This is a genomic window from Streptacidiphilus sp. MAP5-3 (assembly GCF_041262505.1).
In the GTDB taxonomy this organism is placed as follows: Bacteria; Actinomycetota; Actinomycetes; order Streptomycetales; family Streptomycetaceae; genus Streptacidiphilus.
This window is the reverse complement of sequence record NZ_JBGCCL010000009.1, coordinates 161,064-183,802: the sequence shown is the minus strand read 5'-3', so window position 1 is coordinate 183,802 and position 22,739 is coordinate 161,064. Positions and strand designations below refer to the sequence as shown.

Annotated in this window: 22 protein-coding genes; 5 read left to right on the top strand and 17 right to left on the bottom strand. The window is 70.0% G+C overall.

Annotated elements, in window-relative coordinates; all coding sequences use genetic code 11:
- Positions 1–9: 9 nt before the first annotated feature.
- The 4 genes from ABH928_RS16750 to ABH928_RS16735 form a co-directional block, all read right to left on the bottom strand.
- Positions 10–834: a carbohydrate ABC transporter permease gene (locus tag ABH928_RS16750; protein ID WP_370066994.1), complete on the bottom strand. Its 825-nt coding sequence runs from the start codon at positions 832–834 to the stop codon at positions 10–12.
- A 6-nt stretch (positions 835–840) separates the two neighbouring features.
- The gene (locus tag ABH928_RS16745) at positions 841–1,803 is read right to left on the bottom strand and encodes a carbohydrate ABC transporter permease (protein ID WP_370066992.1); all 963 of its coding nucleotides are present in this window, start codon (positions 1,801–1,803) and stop codon (positions 841–843) included.
- 10 nt (positions 1,804–1,813) lie between these two features.
- Complete coding sequence (locus ABH928_RS16740) at positions 1,814–3,049, bottom strand: sugar ABC transporter substrate-binding protein (RefSeq protein WP_370066990.1); 1,236 nt, start codon at positions 3,047–3,049, stop codon at positions 1,814–1,816.
- A 66-nt stretch (positions 3,050–3,115) separates the two neighbouring features.
- A complete protein-coding gene (locus ABH928_RS16735) occupies positions 3,116–4,132 on the bottom strand; it encodes a LacI family DNA-binding transcriptional regulator (RefSeq protein ID WP_370066988.1) in 1,017 nt (338 codons plus the stop codon).
- 474 nt (positions 4,133–4,606) lie between these two features.
- Between ABH928_RS16735 and ABH928_RS16730 the strand changes: the two genes are divergently transcribed.
- A complete protein-coding gene (locus tag ABH928_RS16730) occupies positions 4,607–5,002 on the top strand; it encodes a VOC family protein (RefSeq protein ID WP_370066986.1) in 396 nt (131 codons plus the stop codon).
- A 158-nt stretch (positions 5,003–5,160) separates the two neighbouring features.
- On the opposite strand, the gene ABH928_RS16725 is transcribed toward ABH928_RS16730, so the two are convergent.
- Positions 5,161–6,072, bottom strand: a complete 912-nt coding sequence (locus ABH928_RS16725) for an MHYT domain-containing protein (protein ID WP_370066984.1) — start codon at positions 6,070–6,072, stop codon at positions 5,161–5,163.
- A 550-nt stretch (positions 6,073–6,622) separates the two neighbouring features.
- Between ABH928_RS16725 and ABH928_RS16720 the strand changes: the two genes are divergently transcribed.
- On the top strand, positions 6,623–7,735 hold the full coding sequence (locus ABH928_RS16720) for a GntR family transcriptional regulator (protein WP_370066982.1): 1,113 nt from the start codon (positions 6,623–6,625) through the stop codon (positions 7,733–7,735).
- On the opposite strand, the gene ABH928_RS16715 is transcribed toward ABH928_RS16720, so the two are convergent.
- The 12 genes from ABH928_RS16715 to ABH928_RS16660 form a co-directional block, all read right to left on the bottom strand.
- Positions 7,728–7,985, bottom strand: coding sequence for a LysR family transcriptional regulator (locus ABH928_RS16715; RefSeq protein WP_370067123.1), 258 nt, complete (start codon positions 7,983–7,985; stop codon positions 7,728–7,730). The genes ABH928_RS16720 and ABH928_RS16715 overlap by 8 nt on opposite strands.
- A gap of 362 nt (positions 7,986–8,347) precedes the next feature.
- A complete protein-coding gene (locus ABH928_RS16710; protein ID WP_370066980.1) occupies positions 8,348–9,913 on the bottom strand; it encodes a carbohydrate binding domain-containing protein in 1,566 nt (521 codons plus the stop codon).
- Positions 9,914–10,156: 243 nt separating this feature from the next.
- On the bottom strand, positions 10,157–10,438 hold the full coding sequence (locus ABH928_RS16705) for a LysR family transcriptional regulator (RefSeq protein WP_370066978.1): 282 nt from the start codon (positions 10,436–10,438) through the stop codon (positions 10,157–10,159).
- 129 nt (positions 10,439–10,567) lie between these two features.
- Positions 10,568–11,431 (bottom strand): amidohydrolase, encoded by an 864-nt coding sequence (locus tag ABH928_RS16700; RefSeq protein WP_370066976.1) that lies wholly within the window; start codon positions 11,429–11,431, stop codon positions 10,568–10,570.
- Positions 11,428–11,739 (bottom strand): L-rhamnose mutarotase, encoded by a 312-nt coding sequence (locus ABH928_RS16695; RefSeq protein WP_370066974.1) that lies wholly within the window; start codon positions 11,737–11,739, stop codon positions 11,428–11,430. Before ABH928_RS16695 ends, ABH928_RS16700 begins: the two co-directional genes overlap by 4 nt.
- A complete protein-coding gene (locus ABH928_RS16690) occupies positions 11,736–12,380 on the bottom strand; it encodes a lactate utilization protein C (RefSeq protein WP_370066972.1) in 645 nt (214 codons plus the stop codon). Before ABH928_RS16690 ends, ABH928_RS16695 begins: the two co-directional genes overlap by 4 nt.
- The gene (locus tag ABH928_RS16685; protein WP_370066970.1) at positions 12,367–13,851 is read right to left on the bottom strand and encodes a LutB/LldF family L-lactate oxidation iron-sulfur protein; all 1,485 of its coding nucleotides are present in this window, start codon (positions 13,849–13,851) and stop codon (positions 12,367–12,369) included. The genes ABH928_RS16690 and ABH928_RS16685 overlap by 14 nt, the downstream gene beginning before the upstream one ends.
- Positions 13,848–14,588 carry a (Fe-S)-binding protein gene (locus tag ABH928_RS16680; protein WP_370066968.1) on the bottom strand — a complete coding sequence of 247 codons (741 nt, stop codon included), beginning with the start codon at positions 14,586–14,588 and terminating at the stop codon, positions 13,848–13,850. Before ABH928_RS16680 ends, ABH928_RS16685 begins: the two co-directional genes overlap by 4 nt.
- On the bottom strand, positions 14,588–15,607 hold the full coding sequence (locus tag ABH928_RS16675) for an aldo/keto reductase (protein WP_370067121.1): 1,020 nt from the start codon (positions 15,605–15,607) through the stop codon (positions 14,588–14,590). The genes ABH928_RS16680 and ABH928_RS16675 overlap by 1 nt, the downstream gene beginning before the upstream one ends.
- Positions 15,608–15,621: 14 nt before the next feature.
- On the bottom strand, positions 15,622–16,377 hold the full coding sequence (locus ABH928_RS16670; protein WP_370066966.1) for an SDR family NAD(P)-dependent oxidoreductase: 756 nt from the start codon (positions 16,375–16,377) through the stop codon (positions 15,622–15,624).
- On the bottom strand, positions 16,374–17,720 hold the full coding sequence (locus ABH928_RS16665) for an L-fuconate dehydratase (RefSeq protein WP_370066964.1): 1,347 nt from the start codon (positions 17,718–17,720) through the stop codon (positions 16,374–16,376). The genes ABH928_RS16670 and ABH928_RS16665 overlap by 4 nt, the downstream gene beginning before the upstream one ends.
- A 66-nt stretch (positions 17,721–17,786) precedes the next feature.
- Entirely contained in the window at positions 17,787–18,644 is an 858-nt protein-coding gene (locus ABH928_RS16660) for a fumarylacetoacetate hydrolase family protein (protein WP_370066962.1), read from the bottom strand.
- A 281-nt stretch (positions 18,645–18,925) separates the two neighbouring features.
- On the opposite strand from ABH928_RS16660, the gene ABH928_RS16655 reads away from it, so the two are divergent.
- The 3 genes from ABH928_RS16655 to ABH928_RS16645 all read left to right on the top strand — a co-directional run bounded on the left by ABH928_RS16655 (position 18,926) and on the right by ABH928_RS16645 (position 22,720).
- Positions 18,926–19,969, top strand: coding sequence for a sugar ABC transporter substrate-binding protein (locus ABH928_RS16655; RefSeq protein WP_370066960.1), 1,044 nt, complete (start codon positions 18,926–18,928; stop codon positions 19,967–19,969).
- 89 nt (positions 19,970–20,058) lie between these two features.
- On the top strand, positions 20,059–21,696 hold the full coding sequence (locus tag ABH928_RS16650) for a sugar ABC transporter ATP-binding protein (protein WP_370066958.1): 1,638 nt from the start codon (positions 20,059–20,061) through the stop codon (positions 21,694–21,696).
- Entirely contained in the window at positions 21,680–22,720 is a 1,041-nt protein-coding gene (locus ABH928_RS16645) for an ABC transporter permease (protein ID WP_370066956.1), read from the top strand. The genes ABH928_RS16650 and ABH928_RS16645 overlap by 17 nt, the downstream gene beginning before the upstream one ends.
- The last annotated feature ends 19 nt before the right edge of the window (positions 22,721–22,739 follow it).

Sequence of the window (22,739 nt, the reverse complement as noted above, 5' to 3'; positions counted from 1 at the left end):
GGTGCTTGCCTACTTGACAGATCCGCCGGTGACGCCGGCGGCCACGTACTTCTGGGCGACGACGAGCAGCACGGCGGCGGGTACCGCGGCCATCACCGCTGTGGCCATCACCGCGCCCCAGTCGCTGACGTGTGCGCCGACGAACTCGTAGATGCCCACAGTGATCGGCTTGACGCCGTCGGTGGTGTTCAGCGTCAGCGCGAACATGAAGTCCGACCAGGAGAAGAGGAATGTGAACAGCCCCGCGGTGATCAGCGCGTTGCGGCTCATCGGGAGCACGATGCGGACGAAGGCGACGAAGCGGTTGGCGCCGTCGACCAGCGCCGCCTCCACCACCTCCGAGGGAAGCGCCACCATGAACGCGCGAAGCAGCACGATCGAGAACGGCAGTCCGAGGGAGGCGTCCGCGAGGATCAGCCCGAGGTAGGAGTTGATCAGATGTACGTCGACGTAGGCGCCGTACACGGCGTTGGCGATGACAATCCCCGGCACCATCTGCGTGATGAGCGTTCCGAAGACGATCGTGCGGGTACCGCGCAGCGAGAACTTCGCCAGTCCGTAGGCGGCCGGCGCCGCAAGGCAGAGGCAGACCACGACCGCCCCGAGAGCGACGACGAGGGAGGTCAGCAGCGAGCCGCCCTCACTGCTCAGCGCCGTACGGAAGTTGCCCAGGCTCAGCGACGTGGGCAGCCATGACGTGGTCGCAAGCGACGGGCCCGGTTGGAGCGCGATGTTGACCATCCAGTACAAGGGGAAGAGCAGCACGATCAGGATGACGAGTGCGACGAGCGTGTTGCCCCAACGACCTATTCCGGTGAGATGCGCACGGGACATGTCGGTTCACCCCTCCTTTCCGAGGTCGGAGCGGCCGGCCCGCAGGTAGAACACGGCGAACACCGCGCTGATGAGAATGAGGACGTTGCCGACAACAGCCCCTTGTCCGAAGTTCAGCTGCAGGAAGGAGAGCTGGTAGGTCACGGTGCCGAGAGTCTGTGTGGCGTCGGCGGGGCCGCCGTCGGTCAGGGCCAGGATCAGGTCGAGGATCTTGACCGTCGACATGAATCCGAGGACCAGGACGACGGTGACCACAGGACGCAGCATCGGCAAGGTGATGCTGCGGAACGTACGCCAGGCGCTCGCACCGTCCAGCGACGCCGCCTCGTACAGATCACGTGGGATCTCCTGCAGCCCTCCGTAGAGGATCACCATGTTGAACGGGATACCGATCCAGATGTTGACCAGGATCGCCGAGGCCAGCGCCGCGTTCGGGCTGCTGAGCCAGGGCAGCGGAGCACCGATCAGATGCAGGTCCATCAGGAGGGAGTTGAGGATCCCACTTGCCGGGTCCAGCAGTTTGCGCCAGACCACGGCCGAGACGACCATCGGCACCAACCACGGCAGGAGCAGCACCGCGCGAACGGTGCCCGACAGCGGGAACCGCCGTGAGAAGAACACCGCCAGCGCGAGGCCGATGGCGAACTGGCCCAGCAGCGATCCCGCCGTGAACACCAGCGTGTGCCACAGCGAATCGGTGAACAGCGGATCGTCGAAGACCGCACGCCAGTTGGCGAACCCGACGAAGGGCGCGTGACCGTCGAAGAACGTGGCCGGCGTGTACCGCTGAAAGCTCATCACCACGTTGCGGACCAACGGATATCCGAAGAACGCCAGCATGTAGGCGACAGCTGGGGCGATGAAACACCAGCGCAGCACGACGCTGCGCCGGTCCGGCCCGGTGCGCGGCCGTGAGCGTGTGGCGCCATCCGCTGGTGCGGATACGGCGACTGTCGGTGCAATGCTCATGACCGGCTCCTCAACTCCCTGCCTTCACTTGTGCCTGTGCCTGTTGCAGCGCCTGCTGCGGCGTGGACTTGCCGGTGATGACGTCCTGGAAAGCCGACCCCAGGGCGGTCTCGACGGTCGGCCAGTTCTCTCCGACGCGCTCGACACGGGTGCGGGCTGTCGGGATCTCCGAGACGAATCCGGCGAGCTGCGGGTTGTCCTTCTCGTACTGAGCCGCGGCGTCGGCGCGGGTCGGGATGTAGTACTCGGACTCACCCCACGCCAGCTGGTTCCTCGCGGTGTTGAGACAGTCGAGCACCTTTGCTGCGGCCTTCTCCTTCGCGAGGTCCCCCGTACGCGGGATGGTCATCACGGTGCCGCCGAGCGGGGGTACGACCGGATCACCGGCCTTCGGCACGGGAATCGGTGCGACGGCCCAGTGGAGGGTCCTGACCGATCCGAGTACCGGCACCTGCCACGGCCCGTTGATCATCATCGCCGCATTCCCCGCGACGAACTGGTCGTTGATGTCCTGTTGGTTCCAGGTGACCACAGCGCCTGACGCCGAGCCGTCGTCGACCAGGTCCTTCCACAACTGGAGTGCGGGGGCACCTGCGCCGTCGCCCAGGTGGGCCTCGTTGCCCCCTGCGGACCAGAAGAAGGGGAGGAACTGGAAGACGCCGTCCGCGTTCGGCGTCGCACTGAACGCCATGCCATAGGTGTGGCCGTGGGTGAGCAGCTTCGCGTCCCGCTTCAGTTCGTCCCAGGTCGTGGGCGGAGCGATGCCCGCCTTCTCCAACAGGTCGGTGTTGTACATCAGGCCGAGCGAGTCGACGGCACGGGCGATCCCGTACTGGGTGCCCTGGTAGCTGCCCATCGCCAGCGCGCTCGCGGACTGGTCGGAGAAGGTGACTCCCAGTGGCTTGAGCGGTTGCAGCCCGCCGATGGCTGCGAATGTCGGCAGATCCGAGCCGTCGAGGTCGAGGATGTCGGGGAGGGAATGCGACGACGCCATCCGCAGCGCCTTGGACGGCACCTGGTCGGCCGGCACGCTCTCCTGGACGACCTTCAGGCCGAGCGGCCCGGCGCACTGGTCGAACAGCCGTTGCTGGTCTGCGGCTTCGTGGGGCTCGGTCGCGGAGTTGAGGATGATCAGGGTGTTCGGATCGGCGCTGCTCGCGCACCCGCTGAGTCCGAGTGACGCCGGAAGGGCGGCGAGAGCGAGCGCGAGCGCGGGCAGACGTATGCGCCCATGAAGGACATGCATGGTGGAGCTCTCCGTTCGGTTGCGGCTCTGGAACAGGCGGACGAAGAGAGATCGGAGGTAGCCGGGTCAGGTGGCGCGACCGGGGAGCAGCACGGGGGGAATCAACCGGTAGGGCACCTGGTCCCCGGAGGCGCCTTCGGTGATCGCCTGCACGGCCAGTCGGGTCACCTCTCCGGCCACCTCGGAGACGGGCAGTTCGATCCGGGGCAGTTCGTGCCCACCGACGTCGTCCGGGAGGTTCCCGACTGCGACGACCCACAGGTCCTCTGGGACACGGCGGCCGACCGCCGCACAGGCGGCGAGGATGTGCGGCAACACCGACACGTGCTGGACCACGAGCGCGGTGGGGGCGTCGGCGGCGGTCAGCAGGGCGCGGACCCGCAGGTTGAGTTGCGCCATGTCGGCGGTGGAGTGATGGACGGTGACGTGGGCGCCGGTTTCGCGCGAGCCCCGGCGGGCCCCTGCCACACCCCTCACTGCGTAGCCGCGGCGGGCCGTGATCTCGTCCTCAGTGGTGGCGAGGTAGGCGATGTTGCGGTGGCCGGCCGTGGCCGCCTCCTGGACCGCGAGCGCTGCGGCGGCCTCCCAGTCCAGGTCGGTCCACGGCAGCCCGGCCCCCTCCGACGTGCTGCCCAGCAACGCCGTCGGAAACCCGATCTCGCGCACCACGTCGATGCGCGGATCATCCATCTCCACCGCCATGAGGATCGCGCCGTCGGCGAGCCCGCTGCCGGCGACTCTGCGCAGGGCCGATACGCCGTCCTGGTCGGTCATCAGCAGGACACCGTAGCCAAGGGCACGTGCGGCGTCGCTGATCTCGATCGCGAACCGGCCGTCCACCGCCCGGTGGTAGCCACCGGGCGCGCGCGGCAGCGCGAGCGCCAGGACATTGGTGCGGCTGCTGCGCAGCGAGCGAGCGCTGGCGCGCGGGTGGTAGCCGAGCTCGTCGATCGCTGCCTGGACGGCCCGGCGTGTGTCGTCGGAGATCTTCCGGGAGCCGCTCAGCACGTACGAGACAGTGCTCGGCGCGACGCCTGCGCGGACGGCGACGTCCTTGATGGTGACCACGGTGTCCTCTTCCACGTCGAATCGATTCGTCGAATCGATTCACTGGTCGAGGATGCTAGATGCTCGACTACCGGCACGACAAGATCCCGCGCGAAGTCCGAGCCTGAAGCGGGCCGCATTCTGAGCCGTCCCAGAGCCTTGCCCGCCCTCGGCACCAGGACCGATCAGCCCCTGGAACCGCATCGGCCACGCCAGCCCCGGTGGCGCGCGATCGGGGCGGGCTGCGGAGTCGGCCCAGGCCTTCGTGAGCTCGCTCGCGCCGGGAACCCATCGCCTGACCGCCCGGTAGGGCCCGCGTCGCGCCACATCCATGACCGCGTGGGCGATCGCCTGGTTCGCGTCGCCCGAGAAGCGCTCGATGTTCCTGCGGGCGACCCGCACATCGTCGGCACCGGTCACCGGAGCGCCGGGGGAAGCCGACCGGCTACCGGGGTGATACGTTCCTATTTGACGGGAAATGCGCATCTTATTCGAGCGTCCGGAGGGCTTATGGCCACCGTGAGCGTCCGTTACATCGTTCACGACGTGGACGAAGCCATCGCCTTCTACACCGGAGAGCTCGGCTTCACCGAGGTGATGCATCCGGCACCGGCCTTCGCGATGCTCGCCCTTGGGGATCTGCGGCTCGTGCTCTCCTCCCCGGGTGCCGGCCCCGGCGGCGGGCAGGCCATGCCCGACGGCACCATGCCGACGCCGGGCGGCTGGAATCGGTTCGCCCTCGAAGTCGACCACCTTGAAGACCTCGTCGCCCGGCTGCGCGGTGCTGGGGTGCGGTTCCGCGGCGGGATCATCCACGGCGTGGGGGGCAACCAGGCGAGCGCCGAAGACCCCTCGGGAAACCCGATCGAACTCTTCGAGCCCACCAGGGACGAGGCCAGACTCTGACACTCGCCCCACTGCCTACTGCGGGCCACTGACGCGCGGTCAGGGTCGAGGAGGCGCGCTGCCCGGGCCCAGATGCGAGGCACAGCCTCGACCGGGTGTCCGTCGTCTGAGCCCAATCCTGTGCGTACGCAGGGCGGCTCGCGGCCGAGCCTCCGCTGTCACCAGTCCTCGACCCGGCCTCCGGGCGGCGGGGTGGTGAAGGGTCCATCGGCGACCGAGTCCCGGTCAGGCCGAACACCCGGCGTTCCCCAGATCTCCGGCTCCGCCGACGATCTGCCGAGCGTGTCGCCCTGGACGGCTGGGTCCCCGTCGGCCGAGGGCCGAGTCGGCGCAGTGGTCCCTGCGGTGAAACTCGGCGCGTAGTCGAAGGAGATGAAGGTGAAGAAGACCAGGAGCCCGAAGCCAAGGAGCAGGGGAACGACGAACTCCGGGAGAGCAGCTCCCTGCGGAGCTATGGCGGCGCCGCCGTCCGTCATCTTCACGCTGACCGCGGCCATGCCTGTGTAATGCATGGCACACACGGCCACGCCCATGATCAGGGCTGCGCCCACCACCGATGCCGTGCCCTGCACATTGACGGTGGCCCAGAGTGCGGCCGTGGCCGCGGCGACGGCAATGAGGACCGAGATGCCCACGGTCTGGCTGTTGTAGACCATCTGGGCCTGCATCCGGATCGCGTCCATGCCGAGGTAGTGCATACCGGCGACGCCAAGCCCGGTCGTCAGGCCACCGAGCACGATGCGCAGGCCGCGTCGTCGACCGTAGCCGACGACGAAGATGCCGACGGCGACCATCACGATGGCAACCAGCAGACTCAGTACGGTCTGTGACACCTCGTACCGGATGTCCATGCCCGACACGGCGAATCCCAGCATGGCCACGAAGTGCATGGTCCAGATGCCCGACCCCAGGGCGACAGACCCGACGGCCAACCAGTAGGGCCTGCGCCGGTGGTCACTTGCCAGGGCCCACCGCACGCTGCGCAGCGCGATGGCGGAGCCGGAGCAGGCGCTGATGTAGGCGATGACGGGAGTCACCCAGCCGTAGGCGAGCTGATTGATCTGTCCCACAAGATGTCTTTCTGTCATCAGTCGAATGCCAGGAACCGTCCTGCCATGCGGCTGAGAGTTCGGCTGCGCAAGGGTCCTGAGCCGCGCCGTCCGGACGCGAGGGTCGCACCGAACCCCTGACCCGTGCAGGTAAATTGGCCTCGCCCGATCCCGCCGGTCAAACCCTTCCCTGGGACTTCACTGGAAGTTTCCTGAGAACTGACCTCACGGAGAACGGACGGCGAACCTCGTCCCGAGGCCTGATAGAGCCTCTGGAGCCGCCCCCACACAGGGAGGCAGGGATGCCCGGCCCCATAGAGAACTTCCATGGCCACCCGGATGGTGAAGTCCACCGCGGCGCCCTCGCGAGCTCGTCCATCCGGCAGCCGCGTCGACCGGGCATCGCCGTCTCCCGACGGGGACTCACGCCCCGCACCGGTACGGGCGTCCGGACCGCCCCCGGAATCTGTGAATCCGCAGCAGTGGCACTGGATTGGTACAGACCAATGACTAGACTGAGGGGACACGACAAGTAGCGTCTCGACTACGACCTGTGGGGGGTCTCCTCGGCATGCTCACGTACCCGACCGATACAGCGGTCACCGCCCGCACCATCTCTCGCGACCTCAAGGAGAAGATCCGTGCTGGTCATCCGGCGCCCGGACTCGACCTACCCTCCGAACGCGACCTGGCCGGCGCCTACCAGGTCACACGCCAGACCGTCCGCGCCGCAGTCTCACTCCTCCAGAACGAGGGCTGGGTACAGCGTGACCGGCTGGGCACGTTCGTCCTCAAGCGCGCACCTGGCACAGTCCACAGGGTTGCCGACGAAAGGGACTTCCCCGGCAGGCTGCTGCGCGCCGAGGCCGTCGTCGACACGGCCGTCAGCGGGACGCTGCGCGAAGCGCTCCTGCCTGAGGAACCCGCCCAGGACCTCGGTGCCGCCCCAGGCGTCACGACGCTGGTACACGACCACCGCGTCCACGGCCCTCATGGAGAGATACTGCAGAACACGCGGACGTACCTCGCGCCCGACCTGCCGGAAGTGCTGCCACAGCTCTCCACCCTGCGGTCCGCGCTCCGCATGATGTGGACGCAGCACTGGCCCAGTGGACTGGGTGAACCCAGCACAACGGGTGAGCTGGGGATCGGCGTCGATCTCGTCGATCTCTACCGCTGGCTGCGGGGGCAAGGCCGGGTCGTCCGCTTCCTCGACCAGGCCCCCCGCTCGTCATCGCATCCCGGGACGATCACGGTGCTGCGCCACATCGTCGACGACGACGGGCACTCACTCGCCCGGTCCTCCATGACCGTGGCCACCGGGAACGCGGACCCGTCCACACTCGCCCACGGTGCGCACCCGACATCGGAGAATCGGCAGTCCCCTCCGTTCAGCTACTCACTGAGCCCACAGGACCGGTCCTGGCTCGAAGCCTGGACGCTGTCCCGCCCCGCCGAGCGAGGGCTGGCGCTGCGAGCTCGGATCGTCCTCCTGGGCGAGACGCGCAGTCCGCATGCGGTGTCTGCGGCCCTGGGCATCTCCCCCCGCGTGGTCTGCGCCTGGCTGGACCGGTTCCGTGCCGGAGGCCTACCGGCTCTCCGAGCCCAGTCCCGCCGCGGGCGGCCCCGCCGAACGGAACCGGCGGCACGGGACTCCGGGCTCGATCGCCGACCCGCTACGTGACCGACGCGACGTCCCTTTCTGCCCGGGCCAGTTGCCTGAGCATGGCTTCGGCGTGGGGCAGCAGCACCGAGCCGGCTTCGGTGAGCTCCGCCCCACGTACGCCACGGTCCACCAGCCTGGCCCCGAAGTACCGTTCCATCCGGGCCAGGTGGTAGCTGATCGTCGGCTGGGAGTAGTGCAGTCGGCGCGCAGCGGCGGAGAGGGACCCTTCAGCCGCCACGGCCGGAAGGATCCGCAGATGGTGAAGCATGAGCACGAGGGGCTCCTTGCCGTCGACAACGGGGAACGTGTGACCGCCTTCCGAGCCTAGGCCGGGCCCGGGGGCGAGGGGATCGGCCGAAATGGCGGAAGGGATCGGCCGAAAAGCCGATCCCTTCCGCCCCAGGAGGGGCGGCAGGGAGTTCTGTCGCGGCACTTCCGCCGGGGCTCGACAAGGCCTCCGGAAGACGCCGCGGCGCTCGTCCGGCTCACGACGGATCGAGGCCGCACGGTCGATATCACGCCCGCCGGCGATCCACCTCTGCCTGATCCCCGTCCTTGACCCCAGGACCCGGGACGCGCGACGGGCGGCCCGGCCTCCGTGGCCGGACCGCCTCGTGCGCGCGAGCTCGGTCAGCCCGTGTAGGCGGACATGGCCTGCCCGAACGCGCCGGGGCTCTGCAGGATCGAGGAGCAGCCCGGGTCCGTGTAGGTCACCGCGCCCGCCGAACACTGCCGGTCACGCCCCGCAGACCAGAAGGAGAGCCAGGCCAGGTGCTTGGACGCGGCGAAGTCGACCAGCGTCGTGGCATCGGCGACGGTGAAGGTCTCGCTGGTGTCGTCGTTGAGGCCGATCATGGGCGTGACGGCGACCTCCGACCAGGCCTGGGCGTCCGTCAACGTGGTCCACACGGACTTGATCTGCGCCTGGGTGGCGGTGGCGGCGTCCACGGCGTCCTGGCCCATGTCGCTGGAGAACGAGGGGCCGTAGTCCATAGCCATGATGTTGACCGCGGCGATGCTCGCGCCGTTGTTCTTCGCGCTGGTCAGTACGTTGACGCCTTCGGCGGTCAGACCGGTCGGGAGTACCGGCAGGGTGTAGGAGACCTTCAAGCCGGGGTTGTTCTGCTCCAGGATGGCGATGGCCTGGTTGCGTCGGTCGATGGACGCCGTGTCGCTGATGGCCGCGCCCTCGACGTCGAAGTCGACGTATTTGAGCGAGTACTGGTTGATCACCTGCTGGTAGGCCGCGGCGAGCGCGCTGGCGCTGCCGCAGTCGAGGGCCAGCTCCGTGCCGCTCTGACCGCCGAAGGAGACGCGCACGTCCCCGCCCAGCGCGCGCAGACCGGCGATGTTCGCGGTGGTGGCCGAGTCGGTGATCGCGGTGGTGCCTCCCCACTCGGGGGTACAGGAGCCGCCGTCGGTGATGAAGGCGAGGTTGAAGTACTTGGTGCCTTCGGTGGTCGCCCCGGAGGCCAGATCGAAGGTCGGCCATGCCGACAGGTCGGTGTACGGCGCGAAGGCACCGAGACTCCCGGAGGGCGATCCGGTACCGGTTGCAGTCGGTGAGGCGCTGGCCGACGCGGAGGCGCTGGCCGAGGCGGACGCCGAGGGTGAGGCCGAAGCTGAGGCGCTGCTGGTGGAGTTGACGCCTGCCGTCAGCGCGAGGTCATCCGCGTCGACGGTGCCCTCGCCGTACCAACCGTGCACGTAGATCTGGACCGAGGTGGTCGAGGCGCCGGTGGTGAAGGTGTCGGTCAGCTGGGTCCAGGAGGGGGCGGACGCCGTCCAGGAGCTGGTGTCCGTGGTCCCCGAGCCGGTGACGCCGAGGTAGGCGTACGCGCCCTCGACCCAGCCGGTGAGGCTGTAGGTGGTGCCGGGTTGCACCGCCACGGTCTGCGAACACTGGGCGTCGTCGGAGGAGGAAGCCGCCACCTTGAGCGCGTAGCTGCCGCTGTGCACGGGCGAGCTGACGACGCCGTCCAGGCTGCCGCAGGTCCAGCCGCTGAGACTGCCGGTCTCGAAGCCGGGGTTGCTGAGCAGGTTGGTGGTGGCCGCCGAGGCCCCGCCGGTGGTGGTGACAAGCGAGAGGGCTCCGGCCGCGACGAGGGTTGCGGCCGCGGTGAGCGCGGTGGCTCGGCGGCTGCGGACCGGCCTGGGTGCGGGGGCGGAACCGGTGGGGGTGACGCGCACGGACATGCACACTCCTGGGGGCGAGCGGGTCGTGTGGGGTGCGCATAATTTGGTCTGGACCAATACCGGGTGTCAACCCCCTGATCTGCATGGCCGACCCACAGCTGATCCCACATCAGTGCTTCCACGCAGCAGAATCACTCGACCGCCACCCACTCCCACCTGCGCGTACGGGCCCCGCCCGGCGACGTCGGCGCGTCGGAGCCCGGATCCCGGCACACGCCAGTCAATGGGTGCTACAGAACTCTTCTATGGCTCGTGACGGCCGGACCCCACGGCCGCGACGTCCCGCTCGGCCTTCCGCAGCGTCTCGAGCACGGCTTCGGCGTGCGGCAGCAGCACGACACCGGCCTCGGTCAGGGCGGCTCCGCGGGAGCCGCGTTCGACGAGTCGGACTTGGAAGTACCGCTCCAGGCCTGCCAGATGGTAGGTGATGGTGGGCTGGCTGTAGTGCAGCCGGCGCGCCGCGCCCGAGAGCGAACCCTCGTGAGCCACGGCCTGCAGGATGCGCAGATGCTGCAGGGCGAGCATGGAAGCACCTCCTGTCCTTACGTCATCGACGTTGCGCGTCTCTCCAAGAGAGCCTAGGAGGGCCGCCACGGCCGGCCGATCGGCCGATCGGCCGGTTTCCCTCGGTCGATCGGCCGTTCGTCCCAGGCCTCAGCCGCCGAGCCGGTAGACGCGTGCGGCGTTGCCTCCGAACACGGCTGCGGACTCTGCGGGCGAGAGTGCCGCCGTCAGCTCCCTGGCGGCGCGCACCACGCGGGCGTAGTCGGCGGCGAGGACGCACACGGGCCAGTCGGAGCCGAACAGGAGCCGCTGCGGCCCGAAGGCATCCAGTGCGGTGTCCGTCCAAGGACGCAGCTGGGCAGTCGTCCAGGTGTTCCAGTCCGCCTCGGTGGGCAGGCCGGAGACCTTGGCGACGGTGTTCGGGAGCGCGGCGAACGCACGCAGTCGGCGGGCCCACGGCTCCGGTTCCGACTGTGCGATCGGCGGCTTGCCGAGGTGGTCGAGCACGAAGGTGACCGTGGGAAGCCCGGCTGCCGCCGCAGTCGCGGCAGGCAGCTGCTCGGGTCTGATCACCAGGTCGTAGGCCAGTCCCGCCGCCGAGACCGCGAGCAGACCGCGGCGGACGTCGGCGCGGAGCAGCCACTCCGGATCGGGCTCCCCCTGCACCTGGTGGCGGATGCCGACCAGGTGCGTGCCACCGGGGCCTTCGCGTAGCACGGCAAGCGCGTCCGCGACGTCCGGCGCGGTCAGATCGACCCACCCGACGACGCCCGCGACCAGCGGGTCGCCCGCGGCCAGGGCGAGGAGCTCGGGGGTCTCCTCGGGAACGCAGACGGTCTGGACCACGATCGTGGCGTCCACCCCGGCCGCCTGCGCCTGGGGCCGCAACTCGTCGAGGTCGAAGTTGCGTCGCAGCGGGGCGAGTTCGGGTCCGGTGATCCAGTCCTGGTCGCGGACGGTGAGGTCCCAGACGTGGTGGTGGGCGTCGATGACCCGCGACGCGGGCGTGGTCACAGCTGCCAGACCACGGGGAGGGGGGCGTCCGCCCCGCCTGCGGAGTAGTCGTGGGCGACCTCCAGCAGCTCGCCCATCCGGGCCTGCCAGGCGGTGTTGACGGGCAGTTTCCCCAGCTCGGCGATGAGTGCCGGATAGTCGTCGACCTCCAGCAGGTGGAAGAGGTCCGTGCCGCTGCGCCAGATGGTCCACTGGGTCGCCCCGGCCGCGCGGATGGCGGCGGTGAGCTCCTCCGGCACTTCCCGGTGGGCCTGTTCGTATTCGGCGATCCGGTCGGCGCGGACGCGGGTGTGCAGGGCGACTCTCACGCTTGCTCCTCGGTGATGACCAACACGTGCAGGGTGCGCTGTCCGTGCACGCCTTCGACGCGGTCGAGCTCGATGTCGCTGGTGGCGGATGGGCCGGAGACGAAGGTCAGCGGCCGGGCGGGGTCCAGCACGGTGATCGCGTCGGGGACGTCGCCGACGATCTGGTCGGCGCGGACGACGCAGAGGTGGTAGTCGGGCAGCAGAGTGAGTACCCGGCGGCCCTGGCCGAGACCGGCGTCCAGGACGATCGTGCCGGTGACCGCGATACCTGCCGCCGCCGTGGTCAGGACGGCGTCCGCGGCCTCCAACTCGGCGACGGACAGGGGCTCGTCGTCGCGGAGAAGCTGCCAGGAGTCGCCCTGTGGCAGCAGGTCGTCGGGGAAGCCGGGCGGTACGACGAGGCTGGTCACGTCGCGCTCACCCAGCAGCTCCGCGACCGTCCGGGCGGCGTCGGCCGCCGTGGCCCGGACGACGTGGGCGCGGTAGTCGGCGACCCGCTCGGCGAAGAGGGCGACCAGGTCGCCGTCGGCATGGCTGCGGCGGTAGGCCCGCTCCACCTCGACGTCCTCGGGAGCCTCGCTGTCAGGGACATCGGCCAACGCGGTGCGGATGCGCTGCAGCACGGTGTCACGGGCGCTCATCGGGGTTGCCTCCCTGGTTCTTGGTCCGCTTCCACCAGCCGCGGAAGGACTCGGCGGGTGGTGCGGGGGTGTCGCGCGCGTCGGTCCAGCCGTGCAGCGGGCCCGGCAGGGGGCCGATGACGCCCTTGCGCCCGAGCACGCGACCGCCGAGCGAGGCGGCGCGCTGGGCCGCGGCGAGGCGGTCGGGGTTGGCCAGGACGGCGGTGGCGGCCTTCATGGCGAGGGCCTCGGCAGTGGGGGTGCGGCGCTTGGCGCGCTTGGCTTCGACAACCTCGGCGCGGAGGTGGGTGAGCACTTCCGGGATGTTGATCTTCACGGGGCACGCCTCGTAACAGGCCCCGCAGAGGGTGGAGGCGAACGGAAGCGTCTCCGCGTGGTCGACGCCGACCAGTTGCGGGGTGAGGATCGCGCCGATCGGGCCCGGATAGACCGAGCCGTAGGCGTGGCCGCCGGTCCGCTCGTAGACCGGGCAGACATTGAGGCAGGCGGAGCAGCGGATGCAGCCCAGCGCCTGGCGGCCGACGGTGTCGGACAGGGTTGCGGTGCGGCCGTTGTCGAGCAGGACCAGGTGGAAGGTCTGCGGCCCGTCGCCGAGGGTGACGCCCCGCCAGGTGGACGTGTAGGGGTTCATCCGCTCGCCGGTGGAGGAGCGCGGCAGCAACTGCAGGAACACCTCCAGGTCCTGCCACTTGGGCAGCACCTTCTCGATGCCCATCACCGTGATCAGCGTCTCGGGCAGGGTCAGGCACATCCGGCCGTTGCCCTCGGACTCGACCACGCCGACCGTCCCGGTCTCGGCGATGGCGAAGTTCGCGCCGGAGACGGCGACCTTGGCGCGCAGGAACTTCTCGCGCAGGTGCAGCCGGGCCGCCTCGGCCAGGGCGCGCGGGTCGTCGGTCAGGTCCTCGGGTGCGGGACGGCCCCATTCGGCCATCTGCTGCCGGAAGATCTCCCGGATCTCGGCCCGGTTGCGGTGGATGGCCGGGACCAGGATGTGCGAGGGACGGTCGTCGCCGAGCTGGACGATCAGCTCGGCCAGGTCGGTCTCGTAGGCACGGATACCGGCCGCTTCCAGCGCCTCGTTGAGGCCGATCTCCTGCGTGGCCATGGACTTGACCTTGACCACCTCCGACTGCCCGGTGGCGCGGACGAGTTCGGTGACGATCCGGTTGGCCTCGGCGGCGTCGGCCGCCCAGTGGACCAGGCCGCCCGCCTTGCTGACGGACTCCTCCAACTGCAGTAGATAGGAGTCGAGATGACGGAGCGTCCGCAGCTTGAGCGCGGCGCCGGCCTCGCGCAGCTGCTCCCAGTCGTCGAGTTCGGCGGTGACGCTGAGCCGCTTGTCGCGGATCGTCGTGGTGGCCTTGCGCAGGTTGCGGCGCAACTGCGGGTCGGCCAGGGCCGTGTGGGCCGCTTCGGGAAAGCCGGGACTGCCCAGCCAGACCACGTTCGTCCCGGTATCGGAGCTCACCGTGCGTCCCCTTCGGTCGAGGCGAGGATCTCGGCGAGGTGCAGCGTCCCGATGCCGGTCCGCAGCCGGGAGAGACCGCCGCCGATATGCATCAGGCAGGAGTTGTCGGCCGCGCAGAGCACGTCCGCGCCCGTACTGACGACGTTGCGCATCTTGTCGCCGAGCATCGCGGTCGACGTCTCGGCGTTCTTCAGCGCGAAGGTGCCGCCGAAGCCGCAGCAGGAGTCGGCGGCCGGGAGCTCGACCAGGTCGATGCCGCGCACCGCGCGCAGCAGCCGCAGCGGCTTGTCGCCCAGGTGCAGACCGCGCAGCGAGTGGCAGGTCGGGTGGTAGGTGACCCGGTGCGGGAAGTACGCGCCGACGTCGGTCACCCCGAGCCGGTCGACCAGGAACTCGGCGAACTCGTACACCCGCGGCGCGACTTCGGCCACCTGCGCACGCAGGGCGCGATCCCCGTACTGCTCGGCGAGCACCGGGTGGTTCTCCCTGACCATCCCGGCGCAGGACGCCGAGGGGGTGATCACGGCGTCGTACGCGGCGAAGGCCCGCGCGAACCCGCGCACCAGCGGCATCGCCTCCGGGCGGTAGCCGGTGTTGAAGTGCATCTGGCCGCAACAGGTCTGCGCGAACGGGAACTCGACCGTGTGGCCGAGCCGCTCCAGCACCGCGACGACGGCCTTGCCGGTCTGCGGGAACATCGTGTCGTTGAAACAGGTGATGAAGAGCGCGATGCGCATCAGCTCCCCCCCTTCGTCCGGTCTGCGGTGGGCAGCGGCGCGTCCCAGGGCAGCAGGCCCGCCTCACGCAGCCGGTGCCACAGCTCCGCCGGGATGTCGTGGCGCGCCATGGCGGCGGCGTCGGCGGCCTCGGACGCACTCCGCGCGCCCACGAGCACGGACGCGACGGCCGGGTGCCCGAAGGGGAACTGGATCGCAGCCGCGCGCAGCGGCACGCCGAACTCCTGGCACTGCGCCTTGATCCGCAGCGCCCGGTCCAGCAGGTCCTGGGCGGCGGGCGCGTAGTCGAAGGTCGCCCCGGGTCTCGGGTCGGCCAGCAGGCCGGAGTTGAACACGCCGCCCACCACCACCGAGACGCCGCGCCGGGCGGCCTCGGGGAGCAGATACGTCAAGCCGGTCTGGTCCAGCAGCGAGTAGCGTCCCGCGAGCAGCACCACGTCGACGTCGGTCTCGCGCACGAAGCGGTCCAGCATCCGCGTCTGGTTCATGCCGGCGCCGATCGCGCCGATGATCCCCTCGCCGCGCAGCCGCTCCAGCTCCGGGTAGGCGGAGCCGAAGGCCTGCTTCGCGTGGTCGTCCGGGTCGTGCAGGTAGGCGATGTCGATCCGGTCCAGGCCCAGCCGGGTCAGGCTGTCCTCGATCGAGGACCGCACGCCGTAGGCGCTGAAGTCCCAGACCCGCCGGTGGGTGGCCGGAACGGCGAAGCCGTTGGCGAGGTCGTCGCCGGAGTTCTCGCTGGAGTTCTCGCCGGTCGGGCGGAGCAGGCGGCCGATCTTGGTGGAGAGCGTGTACTCGTCGCGTGGCCGACTGCGCAGGGCCGCACCCAGCCGGCGTTCGGACAGGCCGAGGCCGTAGTGGGGTGCGGTGTCGAAGTAGCGGACGCCCGACTCCCACGCCGCGTCGACCGTCTCCGCTGCCGCCTCGTCGGAGACCTCGGTGAAGAGGTTGCCGAGCGCAGCCGCGCCGAGGGAGAGGGTGGTGACCGGTACCGTCGAGCGGCCTAGGGTGCGCCGTTGCAGGGGGTTCACCTGGATCAGCCTTCCACAGGTCGCAGGCGCAGTCCGGCCATGCCGCCGTCGACGGCGATCGAGGTGCCGGTGGTCGACCCGGCCAGCGGGCTCGCCAGGTAGGCGATGGCGGCGGCGACCTCGTCGGCGGCCACGAGTCGGCCGTGCGGCTGACGGGCGTTCAGTGCGGCGCGCTCGGCGGCCGGGTCGGGCGCGGCGTCGAGCAGGCGACCGACCCAGGGGGTGTCGACGGTGCCCGGATTGACGCAGTTGACCCGGATGCCCTCGCGGACGTGGTCGGCGGCCATGGCCAGGGTGAGTGAGAGCACCGCGCCCTTGCTCGCCGAATACAGCGCCCGCTGCGGCAGCCCGGCGGTGGCGGCGATGGAGCAGGTGTTGACGATCGCGGCATGGGCGGACAGCCGCAGGTGCGGCAGCGCGGCGCGGGTGGTGCGGACGATCCCGAGCACGTTGACGTCGAGGACGCGGTGCCACTGCTCGTCCGGGTTGTCCTCCACGGTGCCGGCCGCGCCGATGCCGGCGTTGTTGACCAGGATGTCCAGGCCACCCAGCGCCTCGACGGCCGCCGTGACGGCGGCGCGAACGGAGGTGTCGTCGCTGACGTCGGCGGCGAAGCCGTGCAGCGGCTTCGGGGCGGCGTCCGGGTCGAGGTCGAGCACGGCCACCTCGGCGCCGCGGTCGGCCAGCAGCCGGGCCGTGGCCAGGCCGATGCCGGAGGCGCCGCCCGTCACGATGGCCCGCAGGCCCTGAAGATCGCTCATGCGTTCACCGTCCCAGGTGTGATGGTGGCGAGGTCGGCGGCCCAGAAGGTGCCGTGCGGATAGGTGTAGGTGTCGATGGACGCCTGGTGCATCTGGGCGGAGAAGCCGGGTGCCCGCGGCGCCCGGTAGTGCCCTTCCTGGATGACCGTGGGTTCGAGGAAGTGGTCATGGAGATGGTCGACGTACTCGACGACCCGGTCCTCGGTGGTCCCGGAGAGAGCGACGTAGTCGAACATCGACAGATGCTGGACCAGTTCGCACAGGCCCACGCCGCCCGCGTGCGGGCAGACCGGGACGCCGAACTTGGCGGCCAGCAGCAGGATGGCCAGGTTCTCGTTGACCCCGCCGACGCGGGCCGCGTCCAGCTGGAGGACGTCGATCGCGCCGGCCTGGAGGAGCTGCTTGAAGACGATGCGGTTCTGCACGTGCTCGCCGGTGGCCACCTTGACCGGGGCCACGGCCTGGCGGATCGCGGCGTGGCCGAGTACGTCGTCCGGGCTGGTCGGTTCCTCGATCCAGTACGGGTCGAACTCGGCGAGCGCCCTGGTCCAGGCGATCGCCTCGGCCACGTCCCAGCGCTGGTTGGCGTCGATCGCCATCCGGACGTCGGGGCCGATCGCGGCACGGGCGGCGCGGCAGCGTCGGATGTCGTCGTCCAGGTTGGCGCCGACCTTCAGTTTGATCTGGGTGAAGCCGTCCGCGAGTGCCTCCTTGGCCAGCCGGGTCAGCTTCTGGTCGCTGTAGCCGAGCCAGCCGGGTGAGGTGGTGTAGGCGGGATAGCCGCGTTCCAGGAGGGTGTCCGTGCGCTCCGCGCGCCCGGTACGGGCGCGCGTCAGCAACTCCAGCGCCTCGGCCGGGGTGAGCGCGTCGGTGAGGTAGCGGAAGTCGATCTGGGAGACCAGCCACTCCGGCTCCGCCTCGGCCAGGAACCGCCACAGCGGCAGCCCCGCCCGCTTGGCGGCCAGGTCCCACACCGCGTTGACCACCGCGCCGATCGCCATGTGCATCACGCCCTTCTCGGGACCGAGCCAGCGCAGCTGGCTGTCGCCGATCAGCTCGCGACTGAGCGAACCCGGGTCCGCACACAGCTCGCTGACGGACTGTCCGATCACGTGGTCGCGCAGCGCGTCGATCGCGGCCACCTGGACGTCGTTGCCGCGGCCGATGGTGAAGGTGAAACCGTGGCCCTCCGGCCCGTCCTCCGCGTCGGTGCGCAGGACGAGGTAGGCGGCGGAGTAGTCGGGGTCGGGGTTCATCGCGTCCGACCCGTCCAGCTCACGCGAGGTCGGGAAGCGGATGTCGTAGGTGTCCACGGCGGTGATCCGCGCGGATGCTCCAGGCATGCTTGCTCTCTTCAGGCTCAGGATGGGGCCCTCGGGCTCAGGACGGGGCCCAGGCCGGGCAGGGGTTCAGGCTTGGCGGAAGGTCTGCCGCTGGCGGCCGAGCCGGTCGATCTCCAACTCCACGCTCTGCCCCGGTCGGAGGTAGGGGTGGTCGGGCAGGCCGAGGGCCACACCTGCCGGCGTGCCGGTGTTGACCACGTCGCCGGGCTCCAGCACCAGGTACTGGCTGAGGTAGCGGACGATCTCGGCGACGTCGAAGATCATGTTCTTGGTATGGCCGTCCTGGCGCTGCACGCCGTCGACGGAGAGCCGCAACCCGAGACCGGACGGGTCGCCGACCTCGTCCGGGGTGACCAGCCAGGGGCCGAGCGGGTTGAAGGTCTCGCAGGACTTGCCCAGGTCCCACTGTCCGGAGAACTCCAGCTGGAACTCGCGCTCGGAGACGTCGTTGCTGATCGCGTAACCCGCGACGCAGTCCATTGCCTCCTCGCGGGAGCCGAGGTAGCGGGCGCGGCGGCCGATCACGACGGCGAGTTCGACCTCCCAGTCGGTCTTCGTCGAGCGGCGCGGGATCAGCACGTCGTCGTAGGGGCCGACGACGGTGCCCGGGTCCTTCATGAAGACCACCGGCCGCTCCGGGATCGCCGCGCCCGTCTCGGCCGCGTGGTCACGGTAGTTGAGACCGATGCAGACGACCTTGCCGGGCCGGGCGACCGGCGCGCCCACCCGCCACTCGCGTGCGGCGGAGACGAGCACGGGCAGCTCGTCGGCCTCCATCGCGGCGCGGGCGCGGGCGATGCCGTCGGCGGCGAGGAAGCGGCCGTCGATGTCGTGGGTCAGCCCGGACAGGTCGAGCAGCCGGTCCCTCTCGTCCAGCACGGCCGGGCGCTCGGCCCCGGCGGGTCCTAGCCGCAGCAGTCTCATCGTGTGTCGGAGTCCTCTCGAAGGCCTCGGAAGCGGAACGAGGCGTGAACAGGGCGTACGGGCCCGGCAGTGAGGACGATACGAGCCCTGACGCGCATTCGGCAAGGAGTCATCGGACCTTTGATGCGCCAGCGTGATTTTGTTGCAACACGTAACCGCAGGTCGAACCCGATATACCAGGGATATTGCGTCAAAGGGATTGACCGCCATGATGAACATCCGCAGAGTCATCGGCAGAGTCATCCGATGAAACCCCTACCTGCCGACCTGGAGTGACCCTCATGACCCTCCGCGCCTCCCGAGTGACCTCGGTCCTCGCCGTGACCCTGCTCGTGGGCGGGCTCGCGACCGCCTGCAACCGCGGCAGCACCGTCAGCGGCTCCGCTGCCGGCAAGCCCGCCATAGGCATCGACCTGCCGCGCGCCGACTCGGACTTCTGGAACTCCTACGCGCAGTACGTCAAGAGCGACATCACCGCGGACGGGCTCAACGCCCTGCCGATCAGCAACTCGCAGAACGACATCACCAAGCTGGTCGCCAACGTCCAGGTCTTCGAGAGCACCGGCGCCAAGGCCGTGGTCATCGCCCCGCAGGACACCGGAGCCATCGTCAGCACGCTCAACCAGCTGGCGGCCAAGAACATCCCGGTGGTCAGCGTCGACACCCGCCCTGACGCGGGCAAGGTCTACATGGTCGTGCGCGCCGACAACCGCGCCTACGGCACCAAGGCCTGCCAGTACCTGGGCAAGGCGCTCAACGGCAAGGGCAGCGTCGCGGTCCTCGAAGGCGACCTGACCTCGATCAACGGTCGCGACCGCTCCGAGGCCTTCGCCTCGTGCATGCAGCAGCAGTTCCCCGGCGTCACCGTCTACCCACTGGCCACCAACTGGGACCCGGCCGTGGGCTCCAGCAAGCTGCAGACGCTGCTGGCCCAGCACCCGGACCTGAACGGCGTCTACATGCAGGCCAGCATCTACCTCCAGCCGACGCTCTCGCTGCTCCAGTCCAAGGGCCTGCTCAAGCCGCTCGGCACCCCGGGCCACATCGCCATCGTCTCCAACGACGGTGTGCCGCAGGAGTACGACGCGATCCGCAAGGGCGAGATCGACGCCACCGTCTCCCAGCCCGCCGACCTCTACGCCAAGTACGCGCTCTACTACGCCGAGGCGGCCGTCGAGGGCAAGACCTTCAAGCCCGGTCCGACCGACCACGGTTCGACCATCGTCCAACTACCCAACGGCCTGGAGGACCAGCTGCCCGCACCGTTGGTGACCAAGGCCAACGTGGACGACAAGAGCCTGTGGGGCAACCAGCTCAGCCAGTGACCGTCGGGGGCCGGACGTCACGCACCCCGTGACGTCCCGCCGTGAACCGGATCAACCTTCCCTGCTCAGTGCTCAGAAAGGACGGCACCATGGCGGACACCGCGAGCGCCGCTGCTGAGACTCCCCCGCGCGCGGTCCCCGTGGTCGAGGCGACCGGCATCTCCAAGCGGTTCGGTGCCACCGTAGCCCTCAGCCAGGCCTGGATCTCCATCGCCCCTGGCGAATCCCACGCCCTGGTGGGCCGCAACGGGGCCGGCAAGTCGACCCTGGTCTCCATCCTCACCGGCATGCAGCAAGCCGACACCGGCACCCTGCGCTTCGCCGGCGAGCCCGCACCCGCTCCTGGCGACACCGACGCATGGCGCGCGAAGGTCGCCTGTGTCTACCAGCGTTCCACCGTCATCAGCGAACTGACGGTCGCCGAGAACCTCTTCCTGAACCGTCAGAGCGGCCGGGCGCTCCGGCCGATCCGGTGGAAGTCGTTGCGCGCCCGCGCCGCGGCACTGCTCGCCGAGTACAACGTGGAGGTCGACCCCGCCGCGCGCATCGCGGAACTGACGGTCGAACAGCGGCAGTTCGTGGAGATCGCCCGCGCGCTCTCCTTCGGCGCCCGGTTCATCATCCTGGACGAGCCGACCGCGAAACTCGACGCCCGGGGCATCGACCGGCTCTTCGCCAAGCTGCGCCAACTGCAGGAGCAGGGCGTCGCCTTCCTCTTCATCTCGCACCACCTGCAGGAGGTCTACGACCTCTGCGCCACCGTCACCGTGTACCGCGACGCCCGCCACGTCCTGACAGCCCCGGTCGCCGAGCTCGGCCACGAAGCCCTGGTCGAGGCCATGACCGGGGAGAGTGGCGAGAGTGCCCCGGAGCATGCCCCGGCCGTGGCCGCCGCGGAGCGCGGCGCGGCCGGGGACAGGCAGCTGCTGGACGTCTCCGGAATCAGCCTGCCGGGCTGCTACACCGACGTCTCGCTCCAGCTGCGCGCGGGCGAGGTGGTCGGCCTGGCCGGAGCCACCGCCAGCGGCAACGTCCAGGTCGGCGAGACCGTGGCGGGCCTGCACCGCCCCCGGACCGGGCGGATCGAGCTGTCGGGCGCGCCGCTGCGGCTGGGTGACATCCCCTCAGCGCTGGCCGCCGGCATCGGATTCGTCCCCGAGGACCGGCACCTGCAGGGCCTGGTCGCGGACCGCAGCGTCGCCGAGAACGCCACCCTGACGGTCACCGACCAACTCGGCCCCTACGGCACGGTGCTCCCGTCGCGGACCAGGGCCTTCGCCCAGCGGATGATCGAGGATCTGGACATCAAGACCCCCGACGCCACCACCGCGGTCTCCGCCCTGTCGGGCGGCAACCAGCAGAAGGTCGTCGTCGCCCGGGCCCTGGCCACCCGTCCCGACGTGGTGGTCGCCATCCGGCCCACCAACGGAGTGGACATCAAGTCCAAGGAGTTCCTCCTCGGCCGGTTCCGACAGGTGGCCGACGAGGGCCACGCCGCGCTGATCGTCTCCGACGAACTGGACGACCTGCGCGCCTGCGACCGCGTCGTCGCGATGTTCCACGGCCGGGTGGCGGCGGAGTTCGCCGCCGGCTGGCGCGACGAGCAACTCGTCGCCGCCATGGAGGGCATGGAGGGCACGGAGGGCATGCAGGACCCGACCGGCACGCACGACTCGTACGACATGCACGACACGAAGGGAAACCCCAGCCATGCCAGTCACGAGTGAGGCCGTCGCCACCGCGGCTCCCACCGAGCCGCCGGCGTCCCCCGCCGGTCGGCGCCGCCTGGACCTCGCCCGCTACCGCGACCTGTCCCTGGTCCCGGTACTGCTGGTACTGGGTCTGATCGGGTTCATCGTCTCCCCGGCGTTCCTGACCTCGGCCAACCTGATCGGGGTGGCCCAGCAGTCCACCGAGCTCAGCCTGCTGGTGCTGGGCGAGGCGCTGATCCTGATCGTCGGCCGGATGGACCTCTCGCTCGAGTCGACCATCGGCTTGGCCCCCTGCATCGCCATGTGGCTGGTCCTGCCCGCCGGCGGCGGCCGGTTCCCGGGGCTCGGGCTGCTGCCCACCTGGACCGCGATCCCGGTCTGTCTGCTAGTCGGCGCGCTGATCGGCGCCGTGAACGGCTTCCTGATCCTCAAGCTTCGCCTCAACGGCTTCATCGTCACGCTCGGCGGGCTGACCATGCTGCGCGGCCTGCAGGTGGCCATCTCGCAGGGCCAGTCGATCGTCGAGATCCCGAACTCCTTCCTCTACCTGGGCGAGACCTCCTGGCTGGGCGTCCCGGCGTCGGTGTGGATCTGCCTGCTGCTGTTCGTCGTCGGCGGGTTGGCGCTGGCCTGGCTGCGCCACGGCCGGGCGCTGTACGCGATCGGCGGCAACGCGGAAGCGGCCCGAACCGCGGGCATCCGGGTGGACCGGATCACCTGGGTGGTGCTGATCCTCGGCAGCCTGCTGGCCGCCTTCGCGGGCGTCCTCTACACCGGCCACTACGGCTCGGTCTCCGCCGACCAGGGCAGCGGCTGGATCTTCCAGGTCTTCGCCGCCACCGTCATCGGCGGCGTCAGCCTGAACGGCGGCCGGGGCACCCTGTTCGGCGCGCTGACCGGCGTGCTGACGCTGCAACTCGTCGTCAACGTGATGACGCTGGCGGGCGTGCCGCCGCTGTGGAACCAGTTCCTCAACGGCGCGATCATCATCGTCGCGCTGATCATCTCCCGCTACGCCTCCGGCGAGAAGCAGGAGTAGCGACCTGATGCGCGACAGC

Bases quoted from the DNA above. Each gene is read 5' to 3' on its own strand.
- ABH928_RS16750 (WP_370066994.1), bottom strand. From the start codon at position 834: ATGTCCCGTGCGCATCTCACCGGAATAGGTCGTTGGGGCAACACGCTC.
- ABH928_RS16710 (WP_370066980.1), bottom strand. From the start codon at position 9,913: ATGTCCGTGCGCGTCACCCCCACCGGTTCCGCCCCCGCACCCAGGCCG.
- ABH928_RS16670 (WP_370066966.1), bottom strand. From the start codon at position 16,377: ATGAGCGATCTTCAGGGCCTGCGGGCCATCGTGACGGGCGGCGCCTCC.
- ABH928_RS16655 (WP_370066960.1), top strand. From the start codon at position 18,926: ATGACCCTCCGCGCCTCCCGAGTGACCTCGGTCCTCGCCGTGACCCTG.
- ABH928_RS16705 (WP_370066978.1), bottom strand. From the start codon at position 10,438: ATGCTCGCCCTGCAGCATCTGCGCATCCTGCAGGCCGTGGCTCACGAG.
- ABH928_RS16745 (WP_370066992.1), bottom strand. From the start codon at position 1,803: ATGAGCATTGCACCGACAGTCGCCGTATCCGCACCAGCGGATGGCGCC.
- ABH928_RS16690 (WP_370066972.1), bottom strand. From the start codon at position 12,380: ATGAGCGCCCGTGACACCGTGCTGCAGCGCATCCGCACCGCGTTGGCC.
- ABH928_RS16660 (WP_370066962.1), bottom strand. From the start codon at position 18,644: ATGAGACTGCTGCGGCTAGGACCCGCCGGGGCCGAGCGCCCGGCCGTG.
- ABH928_RS16720 (WP_370066982.1), top strand. From the start codon at position 6,623: ATGCTCACGTACCCGACCGATACAGCGGTCACCGCCCGCACCATCTCT.
- ABH928_RS16715 (WP_370067123.1), bottom strand. From the start codon at position 7,985: ATGCTTCACCATCTGCGGATCCTTCCGGCCGTGGCGGCTGAAGGGTCC.
- ABH928_RS16645 (WP_370066956.1), top strand. From the start codon at position 21,680: ATGCCAGTCACGAGTGAGGCCGTCGCCACCGCGGCTCCCACCGAGCCG.
- ABH928_RS16680 (WP_370066968.1), bottom strand. From the start codon at position 14,588: ATGCGCATCGCGCTCTTCATCACCTGTTTCAACGACACGATGTTCCCG.
- ABH928_RS16665 (WP_370066964.1), bottom strand. From the start codon at position 17,720: ATGCCTGGAGCATCCGCGCGGATCACCGCCGTGGACACCTACGACATC.
- ABH928_RS16740 (WP_370066990.1), bottom strand. From the start codon at position 3,049: ATGCATGTCCTTCATGGGCGCATACGTCTGCCCGCGCTCGCGCTCGCT.
- ABH928_RS16730 (WP_370066986.1), top strand. From the start codon at position 4,607: ATGGCCACCGTGAGCGTCCGTTACATCGTTCACGACGTGGACGAAGCC.
- ABH928_RS16650 (WP_370066958.1), top strand. From the start codon at position 20,059: ATGGCGGACACCGCGAGCGCCGCTGCTGAGACTCCCCCGCGCGCGGTC.